Source organism: Propylenella binzhouense (assembly GCF_009866965.1).
Classification (GTDB): Bacteria; Pseudomonadota; Alphaproteobacteria; order Rhizobiales; family Afifellaceae; genus Propylenella; species Propylenella binzhouense.
In genome coordinates this window covers 22,492-32,208 of record NZ_SPKJ01000045.1, presented here as the reverse complement: position 1 = coordinate 32,208, position 9,717 = coordinate 22,492, and the positions used below count along the sequence as shown (strand labels likewise).

At 70.6% G+C, this 9,717-nt stretch carries 11 protein-coding genes; 10 read left to right on the top strand and 1 reads right to left on the bottom strand.

Annotated features, from left to right (window positions below):
* A partial coding sequence (locus E4O86_RS13365; protein ID WP_281351609.1) for an ATP-dependent helicase C-terminal domain-containing protein occupies positions 1–509 on the top strand: 509 nt, incomplete at its 5' end.
* 15 nt (positions 510–524) lie between these two features.
* Here the strand turns inward: E4O86_RS13365 and glk are convergent.
* Entirely contained in the window at positions 525–1,562 is a 1,038-nt protein-coding gene (gene glk, locus E4O86_RS13360; protein ID WP_425500127.1) for a glucokinase, read from the bottom strand.
* A gap of 157 nt (positions 1,563–1,719) precedes the next feature.
* Here glk and E4O86_RS13355 point away from each other — a divergent pair, with 157 nt between their 5' ends.
* From E4O86_RS13355 to deoC, 9 genes are read left to right on the top strand one after another with little or no spacing between them, the layout of a single operon-like run.
* Positions 1,720–2,715, top strand: coding sequence for a BMP family lipoprotein (locus E4O86_RS13355; protein WP_161141046.1), 996 nt, complete (start codon positions 1,720–1,722; stop codon positions 2,713–2,715).
* A gap of 2 nt (positions 2,716–2,717) precedes the next feature.
* Positions 2,718–3,239, top strand: a complete 522-nt coding sequence (locus E4O86_RS13350; protein WP_161141045.1) for a CAP domain-containing protein — start codon at positions 2,718–2,720, stop codon at positions 3,237–3,239.
* Between the two features lie 7 nt (positions 3,240–3,246).
* A complete protein-coding gene (locus tag E4O86_RS13345) occupies positions 3,247–4,773 on the top strand; it encodes an ABC transporter ATP-binding protein (protein ID WP_161141044.1) in 1,527 nt (508 codons plus the stop codon).
* On the top strand, positions 4,770–5,636 hold the full coding sequence (locus E4O86_RS13340; protein WP_161141043.1) for a hypothetical protein: 867 nt from the start codon (positions 4,770–4,772) through the stop codon (positions 5,634–5,636). The genes E4O86_RS13345 and E4O86_RS13340 overlap by 4 nt, the downstream gene beginning before the upstream one ends.
* The gene (locus E4O86_RS13335; RefSeq protein ID WP_161141042.1) at positions 5,614–6,795 is read left to right on the top strand and encodes an ABC transporter permease; all 1,182 of its coding nucleotides are present in this window, start codon (positions 5,614–5,616) and stop codon (positions 6,793–6,795) included. Before E4O86_RS13340 ends, E4O86_RS13335 begins: the two co-directional genes overlap by 23 nt.
* Positions 6,795–7,757: an ABC transporter permease gene (locus E4O86_RS13330; protein WP_161141041.1), complete on the top strand. Its 963-nt coding sequence runs from the start codon at positions 6,795–6,797 to the stop codon at positions 7,755–7,757. Before E4O86_RS13335 ends, E4O86_RS13330 begins: the two co-directional genes overlap by 1 nt.
* The gene (cdd, locus tag E4O86_RS13325; RefSeq protein ID WP_161141040.1) at positions 7,757–8,155 is read left to right on the top strand and encodes a cytidine deaminase; all 399 of its coding nucleotides are present in this window, start codon (positions 7,757–7,759) and stop codon (positions 8,153–8,155) included. The genes E4O86_RS13330 and cdd overlap by 1 nt, the downstream gene beginning before the upstream one ends.
* Entirely contained in the window at positions 8,152–8,961 is an 810-nt protein-coding gene (locus E4O86_RS13320; protein ID WP_161141039.1) for a purine-nucleoside phosphorylase, read from the top strand. The genes cdd and E4O86_RS13320 overlap by 4 nt, the downstream gene beginning before the upstream one ends.
* Entirely contained in the window at positions 8,948–9,715 is a 768-nt protein-coding gene (gene deoC, locus E4O86_RS13315) for a deoxyribose-phosphate aldolase (RefSeq protein WP_161141038.1), read from the top strand. The genes E4O86_RS13320 and deoC overlap by 14 nt, the downstream gene beginning before the upstream one ends.
* Positions 9,716–9,717: the final 2 nt, after the last annotated feature.

Here is a 9,717-nt window from a genome sequence, read left to right as displayed (position 1 = left end):
TGCGTGCCCGCGCCGGGGCGGCGTGGCCCGACCTCTCCGACGAGGCGCTCGCGGCGCGCGCGGAGGACTGGCTGGTGCCGGCGCTCCGCGGCAGGCGACGGCTCGCCGATCTTGCGGGGCCGGTCCTGCGGGACGCGCTCGCCGCCCTGCTGCCGTGGGAGAGGATGGCGGAGCTCGACCGCCTCGCGCCGGCGCGCTTCATCGCGCCCGCGGGCAATTCGGTCGCGATCGACTATTCGTCGGGCGAGCCGGTCGTCGCGCTCCCGGTGCAGAACCTCTTCGGTACCGCGGCGCATCCCGCGGTGCTCGGCGGTGCCGTGCCGATCGTCTTCGAGCTGCTCTCGCCGGCACGCCGCCCGATCCAGGTCACGCGCGACCTGCCCGCCTTCTGGCGCGGCTCATGGCGGGATGTCCGGGCCGATATGCGCGGGCGCTATCCGAAGCATGCCTGGCCGGAGAACCCGGCCGAGGCGGCGCCCTTGACGGGCGCCAAGCGCCGGCCGGGCTGAGGGCGGAGGCCCGCCTCAATGCGCCGCGACGGCCGCCTTCTTCCAGCGCCGGCCCGTGAGCGAGACGCCGAAGCGGTTGGGCGTGCGGGCGAAGGCGGCGAGCCCGAGCAGGGCAGGGCTCTCGCGCGTGATGACGACGGTCGACATGCCGCGCATCAGCTCGTCATGCGGCGCCTTCGCCTCGAAGGCGCGACGGAACTCGCCGCGCTCCAGGAAGGGGATGAGCCGCGGCGCGATGCCGCCGCCGACATAGACCCCGCCGCGGGCCATGAGCACGAGCGCGAGGTCGCCGGCGAGCCGGCCGAGCAGGCGCGCATAGAGCTCGATCGTCCGCTCGGCGCACGGGTCGGTCCCGGACAAGGCGGCATCCGTGATCATGGCCGGGCTGTGGAGCTGCGGCATCGAGCCTTCGACGGTGGCGACCGCCCGGTAGAGGCGGACGATGCCGCGCCCCGCGAGAAGCGACTCCGCCGAGATCCGCCCGTGTTCCGGCTCGATCGCCCGCCAGACCGGAAACTCGTCGGGCTCGACCGGCCCGAAGGAGACGTGCCCGCCCTCGCCGGGCAGCGGCACCCAGATGCGGGCGGCGTGCGCGAGCCCGCCGACGCCGAGGCCCGTGCCCGGGCCGACCACGACCTTCGTGCAGAAGGTCTCGATCGCGCCGCCGCCGATCCTGTGGAGATCGTTGTCCTTCAGCTCGGGGAGGGCGAGCGCGAGCGCCTCGAAATCGTTGAGGAGGATGACGTCGGCGACCCCGATCCGCTCGACGATGTCGTGCGGCCGCACGATCCAGTCGGCATTCGTCAGGTCGACCTCGTTGCCGCTCACGGGGCCGGCCACGGCAATGACCGCCGAGCGCGGCATCACGCTCGTATGCGCGAGCACGTTCTCCTCGATCGCGGTCTCGATGTCCGGATAGCTCCGCGTCTCCACGGGCGGGAAGCTGCGCGGCTCGGCATTGGCGTCGGAAAGGAGCGCGAAGCGGACGTTCGTGCCGCCGATATCGCCGATCAGGACCGGAAAGGCGAGCGGCTCTATCGCGGCTTGCAGCAGTGACATTCCGGGCTCCCGATCCGCAACGGCATGCAACAGATATCGCTTTGCGCCGGTCCGTCAAAGCATATGAAAGCAGGTGCGCTGCAGCGAAGGCCGTGCCAATCTTCGCCGTGGGGCCGGTCCCCGGGCCGGTCGGAGGAAGATAGGAGCTGCTATGCGCATGACCTGGGTCGCCGCTGTCGCTGCGCTCGCCTTCGCGGGTGCCGCCCATGCCGCGGACATCAAGCCGGCGGTCGTCTACGATCTCGGCGGCAAGTTCGACAAGTCCTTCAACGAGGCCGCCTTCCAGGGCGCGGAGCGGTTCGCGAAGGATACCGGCATCACGTATCGCGACTTCGAGGTCCAGAACGATTCCCAGCGCGAGCAGGCGCTCAGGAACTTCGCCCGGCGGGGCTTCGATCCGATCGTCGCCATCGGGTTCAGCCAGGCGCAGGCGATCGAAAAGGTCGCAACGGAATTCCCCGACATCCGCTTCGCCATCATCGACATGGTGGTGGACAAGCCGAACGTCCGCTCGATCGTCTTCAAGGAGGAGGAGGGCTCCTATCTCGTGGGCATGCTGGCGGCGATGGCATCGAAGACCGGGACGATCGGATTCGTGGGCGGAATGGACATCCCCCTCATCCGGAAGTTCGCCTGCGGCTATGTGCAGGGCGCCAAGTCCGTGAAGCCCGATATCACCGTGCTGCAGAACATGACGGGCACCACCGGGGCGGCGTGGACCGACCCCGTGAAGGGCGGCGAGCTCGCCAGGAGCCAGTTCGACCGCGGGGCCGACGTCGTCTACCACGCGGCCGGGGGGACCGGCATCGGCGTGCTGCAGGCCGCCGCCGATGCGGACAAGCTCGGCATCGGCGTCGATTCCAACCAGAACGCGCTCCATCCCGGCCATGTGCTGACCTCGATGCTGAAGCGCGTCGACAATGCCGTCTACACCGCCTTCGAGGATGCCCAGAACGGCTCGTGGTCGAACGGCGTGCAGGTGCTCGGGCTTGCCGAGGAGGGGGTCGGCTGGGCGCTCGACGAAAACAACGACAAGCTCGTGACCGACGAAATGAAGGACAAGGTCGAGGCCGCCACGTCGAAGATCATCTCGGGCGACATCAAGGTCCACGACTACATGGCCGACAACACCTGCCCGACTTCCTGAACGTGGGGCTTCACCGCCGCGCCTGCCTTGCGCTCGCCGGCGGGGCGGGACTGGCGCTCGCCGGCTGCGCCGGAAAGGGGGCGCTGCTCGAGGCGCGGCAGCTTCCGGTCGACAGCGCAGGCGCCGGCAGGCTCGTTTCCGCGTTCCGTTCGGAGGCGGGCCTGAACGCCGTCTCCGCGAACGGGGTGCTGGGCGATGCCGCCGGACGGCAGGCGCTCGCGATGGCGCGGGCGGACCGCCTGAGCCACAGGGTCGCCGGTCCGCTGCCGAAGCGGCTCGCGGCAGTCGGGTACGACTGGGGCATTGCGGTCGAGAATCTCGGCGCGGGCTACCGGACGATCGAACAGGCGATGGCGGGCTGGAAGCAATCGCCCGACCACCGGCGGAATCTCCTCCGGGAGGGCGCGACGGAGTTCGGAATCGGGCTCGCCTATGCTCCGGCCTCCGAATACCGCTACTTCTGGGCGCTGGTCCTAGCCATGCCGATGCCGCCGCGCGGCGCCGGCGGCCCGTTCGGCGCGTGAGGCGACCTTGGCCGCGCCCGCCATCGAACTCGTCGGCATCGACAAGAGCTTCGGTGCGGTGCACGCCAACCGCAACATCGCCCTCACGGTCGAGAAGGGGACGATCCACGGGATCGTCGGCGAGAACGGGGCCGGCAAGTCGACCCTGATGTCGATCCTCTACGGCTTCTACCATCCCGATGCCGGCGAGATCCGCATCGATGGCAGGTCCGTGCAGATGCGCTCGCCGCAGGACGCGATCGCAGCGGGGATCGGCATGGTCCATCAGCACTTCATGCTGGTGGAGCCGTTCACCGTGCTCGAGAACGTCATGCTCGGCAGCGAAGGCGGGGCGCTGCTGCGGCAGGGGATTCGGAACGCGCGCGCGACGCTTGAGGCGATCGCACGCGATTTCGGGCTCTTCGTCGATCCCGACGCCGTGGTGGGCAGCCTACCGGTCGGATTGCAGCAGCGCGTCGAGATCCTGAAGGCGCTCTATCGCGGTGCCGAAACGCTGATCCTTGACGAGCCGACGGGCGTTCTGACGCCCGCCGAGGCGGACCAGCTTTTCGACGTGCTGCGCCAGCTGAGGGCGCAGGGCAAGACGGTCGTCCTCATCACGCACAAGCTGCGCGAGATCATGGCCGTGACGAATCGCGTTTCGGTCATGCGGCGTGGCGAGATGGTGGCGACGATGCCGACCGCCGAAGCGGCGCCGGAGCGTCTCGCCGAGCTGATGGTGGGGCGACGGGTGCTCCTGCGTGCCGAGAAGGAGACCGTCGTGCCGGGCCGACCCCTTCTCGGCGCCCGCGATCTCGCGCTCGAGGACGAAAGGGGCGTCACGCTGCTCTCCGGCATCACGTTCGAGGTCCGCGCCGGCGAGATCGTCGGCATAGCCGGCGTCGCGGGCAACGGCCAGTCGGAGCTGATGGAGGTGATCGCAGGAATGCGGCCCGCGACCGGCGGCGCGCTCTTCCTCGACGGCCGGGAGATCGATTTGACCGGGGGGTGCGATGCCGCGGCGATGCGGCGGATCGGGCTGGCCCATGTGCCGGAGGACCGCCACCGGACCGGGCTCGTCATGCCGTTCGAGGAGTGCGACAACGCCATTCTCGGCTACCACCGGGATCCGCGCTACGGGTCCGGCTGGCTCATGGACCGCCGCGCGGTGGAGGCCAAGGCCAACCAGGAGATCGCGCAGTACGACATACGCCCGCCGGACTGCCGGCTGCCTGCGGCGAACTTCTCCGGCGGGAACCAGCAGAAGATCGTGCTCGGTCGCGAGCTGGAGCGTGACCCCGCCGTGCTCGTCGTCGGCCAGCCGACCCGCGGCGTCGATATCGGCGCCATCGAGTTCATCCACAGGCGCCTGCTCGACATGCGGGCTGCCGGGAAGGCCATCCTGCTCGTTTCGGTCGAACTCGACGAAATCCGGGCGCTGTCGGACCGCATCCTGGTGATGTGCGGCGGCCGGATCGTCGGCGAGCGGACGCCGGCGGCGAGCGAGACCGAGCTCGGACTGCTGATGGCGGGCGCGGACAGGGCTGCGGCATGAGGCTGCGCTGTCTGCTCACCCTGGCTCTCATCGCTGCGCTCGCCGGCAGCGCGGCGTCGGACGAGCTCCCGCATGTTTCGGTCGGACGCGGCATTCTTTCGGCCTCGATGCGGACGCATACGCTCGAGGTGCGGCTCGACGCCGCGCCGGGCGAAGGCGACGCGAGCGGCCGCTCGACCCCTCGGGTGGCGATCTTCGAACGCGGCGCGCTGGCCGCGCGCGCGGAGATGGCGGAGGCCGTCGCCGATTCCGTCCCGGCCGTCGCGACCCTCGTCGAGATGGACCCCGGGAACGACACGCCCGAGGTCGTGCTCGAAGGCTTCACCGGCGGTGCCCATTGCTGCAACGAGATGCTTGTCCTCAGCAAGGCGCCGGGCGGCGCCTGGCAGACGATCCGCGTCGGCCTTTTGAACGGTGCCGGCAGCAACCTCGCCGATTCGGACGGCGACGGGCGCTACGAGATCGAGGGGCAGGACGAGGCCTTCCTCTACCGCTTCGGCTGCTATGCGTGCTCCGCCGCGCCGCTGCAGATCCTCGTCGTCCGCAACGCGGAGCTCCACGACGCCTCGCTCGAGACCCGGTTCCAGGCCCGGCACCGCGCCTATCTTGAGGCCATGGAAGCCGGCGTCGCGCTCGAGGAGGCCGGCAACGGCTTTCTCGCCGGCTGGGTGGCCGAGAAGGCGATCCTCGGCGAGGGGGCCGAGGCCTGGGCGGAGATGCTCCGCGCCTACAATCCCCAGGACCGCTGGGGCCTGGAACATTGCCCTGACGGAACCGAGCGCTGCGAGGCTTCCGAGAAGATTCTCGAAAGCTTCCCCGACGCTCTGCGGACCTTCCTCGATGAGCGCGGATACCCGCTCTAGCCCGCCGCCGGCCGCCGGAGCGGCACCCCGGGCGGTGCGGATCCCGCCCTGGGCCGAATACGGCCTGATCCCGCTCGTCAACGTCACCGCCGCCTTCCTCGTGGCGGGGCTCGTCGTCCTCTTCATCGGCGAGAGCCCGCTCGCCGCCGTCAAGCTCCTCCTGTGGGGCGCCCTCGGCTTCGGCGAGGGGATCGGCTTCACGCTGTTCTACGCGACCAACTTCATCTTCACCGGGCTCGCCGTCGCCGTCGCCTTCCACGCCGGGCTCTTCAACATCGGCGGCGAGGGCCAGGCCTATGTCGGCGGGCTCGGCGTCGCTCTTGTCGCCCTTGCGCTCGACCGCATCGCGCCGTGGTGGGTCGTCTTCCCCGCGGCGACCGCCGCCGCCGCCCTCTTCGGCGCCGCCTGGGCCTTCATCCCGGGCTGGCTCCAGGTCAGGCGCGGCAGCCACGTCGTGATCACGACGATCATGTTCAACTTCATCGCGTCGGCCATGATGGTGTGGCTGCTCGTCGACCACCTCATGCCGGCGGGCTCGATGCAGCCCGAGACGCGCACGTTCGCCGCCAGCGCCGCGCTGCCGAAGCTCGGCGGCCTCTTCGCCCTGCTCGGCCTCGATGTCGGCGGCGCTCCCGTCAATCTCAGCCTCTTCCTCGCGCTCGCCTGCGCGCTCTTCGTCTACGTCCTCGTCTGGCGGACGAAGCTCGGCTACGAGATCCGCACCGTCGGTCTCAATCCGGCGGCGGCGGTCTATGCCGGCATATCGATCACCCGGATCGCCGTCGTTTCGATGATGCTCTCCGGTGCGCTTGCCGGCATGATGGCGGTCAATCCGGTCCTGGGCGACCAGCAGCGCCTGCAGATCGACTTCGTGGGCGGCGCCGGGTTCGTCGGGATCGCCGTTGCGCTGATGGGGCGGGGGCATCCGGTCGGGATCGTCCTCTCCGCCATCCTCTTCGGCATGCTCTACCAGGGCGGGGCGGAGCTCGCCTTCGACATGCCGGCCGTGTCGCGCGACATGATCGTGGTCATCCAGGGCCTCGTGATCCTGTTCGCCGGAGCGCTCGAGCATCTCTTCCGGCCGGGCATCGCCCGCCTGCTCGCGCTCGGTTCGGCCGCCCTCCGGCGGCGGGCGGGCGCCCCGGGGAAGGCGGTCTGATGGAAGCCGTGCTCCCCGTGCTCGATTCGGCGGTCCGGCTCTCGGTTCCGCTGATCCTCGCCGCCCTTGCCGGCCTCTTCTCGGAGCGCTCCGGCATCTTCGACATCGGGCTCGAGGGCAAGATGCTGATCGCCGCCTTTGCCGCCGGCGCGGTCGCGGGCGTGACGGCCTCGGCCTGGCTCGGCCTGGCCGCGGCCGTGGTCGCCTCGGTGGCGTTCGCCCTGGTGCACGGCTATGCCTCGATCACCCAGCGCGGCAACCAGATCGTCTCCGGGGTCGCGATCAACTTTCTCGCCTCGGGCCTCACCGCGTTCCTGGGCCAGGCGTGGTTCTCCCAGGGCGGGCGCACCCCGCCGGTCCCGGCCGGCGGCCGCTTCGCCGAGATCGAGCTGCCGGGCGCCGAGGCGCTCCGCGGCGTGCCGCTCGTGGGGCCCGTCTACGCGGAGCTGATCTCGGGGCACAATCTTCTCGTCTATCTCGCCGTGCTCGCGGTTCCGCTTTCCGCGTGGATCCTCTACCGCACCCGCTTCGGCCTGCGCCTGCGCGCCGTCGGCGAGAACCCGGCCGCGGTCGATACCGCCGGCATCTCGGTCGCGTGGCTGCGCTATCGCGCGGTCATGATCGCCGGGATTTTCTGCGGCTTCGCGGGCGCCTACCTCGCCATCGCGCAATCGGCCGGGTTCATCCGGGACATGACGGCCGGCAAGGGCTTCATCGCGCTCGCCGCGCTCATCTTCGCCAAGTGGCGGCCCTGGCCGGTGCTCGGCGCCTGTTTCCTGTTCGGCCTCCTCGACGCGATCTCGATCCGGCTGCAGGGCGCGCGGCTGCCGATCGTCGGCGAGGTGCCCGTCCAGGCGATCCAGGCGCTGCCATATCTGTTGACGGTCGTCCTGCTCGCGGGCTTCATCGGGCGGGCCGTGCCGCCGCGGGCGGGGGGCGTGCCCTATGTCAAGGAGCATTGATGGCGGACGAGTCCCACGCGCTGTTCCAGGCGGCCCGGAATGCAATGGCCTTTTCCCATTCGCCCTATTCGAAGTTTCCCGTGGGCGCGGCGGTGCGCACGCCCTCCGGCGCCATCTATGCCGGCTGCAACGTCGAGAACGCCTCCTACCCGGAGGGCTGGTGCGCCGAGACGACGGCGATCGGGCACATGATCATGGGCGGCGACTGGCAGATTGCCGAGATCGCCGTCGTGGCGGAGAAGATGGAGCGCGCTACCCCCTGCGGCGGCTGCAGGCAGCGCCTCGCGGAGTTCAGCACGCCGGAGACGAAAGTCCATCTTTGCGATGCGGAGGGCGTCGTGGAGACGGTGCTCCTCGCTGATCTCCTGCCGCACGCCTTCGGCCTCGGGCCGCGATGAGCGCGCTCACCAATGCCGCCCTCGTCGAATCGCGCACGCGCCACCGGCCGAAGGTCGCGGTCGTGCTCGGCTCCGGGCTGGGCGGGGTCGTCGACGCGCTGCGCGATGCCGTCGAGATCCCCTATTGCGATCTCGCCGGCTTTCCCGAGCCGGCCGTCTCCGGCCATGACGGCCGCATGGTGGTCGGCACGCTGTCGGATGTCCCGGTCATGGTTCTCGCCGGCCGCGCGCATTATTACGAAAGCGGGCGCGCGGACGGCATGCGCATGGCGCTCGAGACGGTCAAGGCGGCCGGGGCGGAGGTGCTGGTCCTCACCAACGCGGCCGGGAGCCTCGATCCCGAGGTGGCGCCGGGCTCGCTGATGCTCGTCACCGACCACATCAACATGACGGGCGTGAATCCGCTGATCGGAGAGGCGTCGGACGCCCGTTTCGTCGGCATGACCGCCGCCTACGACGCCGAGCTCGCCGGCCGCGCGCGCAACGCCGCCCGTTCGCTCGGGATCGCGCTCGCGCGCGGCGTCTACATGTGGTTCTCCGGGCCGTCCTTCGAGACGCCGGCAGAGATCAGGGCGGCCCGCGCGCTCGGCGCCGATGCCGTCGGCATGTCGACCGTCCCCGAGGTCATCCTGGCGCGCTTTCTCGGCCTCAGGGTTCTGGCCTTCTCGGTCATCACGAACTTCGCCGCCGGCATGGGTCCGGTGGCGCCGTCGCACGAGGAGACCAAGGCGCGCGCGCCGGAAGGAGGCGCGAAGCTGAAGGCCGTGCTCGCGCGCCTGCTGGAGGACTGGAATGACGGCCGATGAACGCAAGGCGCTCGCGCGGCGCGCGCTCGCCTGCCTCGATCTGACCGACCTCTCCGACGGCTGCACGCCGGAGGATGTGGAACGGCTGTGCGAACGTGCCCTGACGGCGCACGGGCCGGTCGCCGCCGTCTGCATCTGGCCCCGCTTCGTGGCCCAGGCCGTGGCGCGGCTCGGCGGCAGTCCCGTGCGCGTGGCGGCGGTCGCGAACTTCCCGGCGGGCGGGGAGGATATCGACGCGGCGGCGGCCGAAGCGGAGGCGGCGGTCGCGGCCGGCGCCGACGAGATCGACATGGTGATGGCCTGGCGCCTCGTCGCCACGCGCCCGGAGCATGCCGAAGCCGAGATCGTGCGGGTCTGCGAGGCGATCGGCGACGATGTCGTGCTGAAGGTGATCCTCGAGACGGGCGAGCTGAAGGAGGAGAAGCTCATCCGCAGGGCGGCGGAGATCGCCGCCCGCTCCGGCGCCGATTTCATCAAGACATCGACGGGCAAGGTTCCCGTCAACGCGACGCCGGAGGCGGCGCGGACGATGCTCGGCGTGATCGCGGAATATTCCGGGGAGATCGGCTTCAAGGCCGCCGGCGGCATCCGCACGCTCGACGATGCCGCAGTCTATTTCGGTCTGGCGACGGAGATCCTGGGCCCCGACTGGCCGGCGCCGGAGCGCTTCCGCATCGGCGCCTCCGGGCTCCTCGACGCCCTTCTCGCCGAGCTCGGCGGCGGGCCGGCCGCCGCGGATGCGGACGGCTATTGAGG

Excerpts from the sequence above, each read along its gene's own strand:
- E4O86_RS13355 (WP_161141046.1), top strand. The coding sequence starts at position 1,720 with ATGCGCATGACCTGGGTCGCCGCTGTCGCTGCGCTCGCCTTCGCGGGT.
- E4O86_RS13335 (WP_161141042.1), top strand. The coding sequence starts at position 5,614 with ATGAGCGCGGATACCCGCTCTAGCCCGCCGCCGGCCGCCGGAGCGGCA.
- E4O86_RS13340 (WP_161141043.1), top strand. The coding sequence starts at position 4,770 with ATGAGGCTGCGCTGTCTGCTCACCCTGGCTCTCATCGCTGCGCTCGCC.
- deoC (WP_161141038.1), top strand. The coding sequence starts at position 8,948 with ATGACGGCCGATGAACGCAAGGCGCTCGCGCGGCGCGCGCTCGCCTGC.
- E4O86_RS13330 (WP_161141041.1), top strand. The coding sequence starts at position 6,795 with ATGGAAGCCGTGCTCCCCGTGCTCGATTCGGCGGTCCGGCTCTCGGTT.
- E4O86_RS13320 (WP_161141039.1), top strand. The coding sequence starts at position 8,152 with ATGAGCGCGCTCACCAATGCCGCCCTCGTCGAATCGCGCACGCGCCAC.
- cdd (WP_161141040.1), top strand. The coding sequence starts at position 7,757 with ATGGCGGACGAGTCCCACGCGCTGTTCCAGGCGGCCCGGAATGCAATG.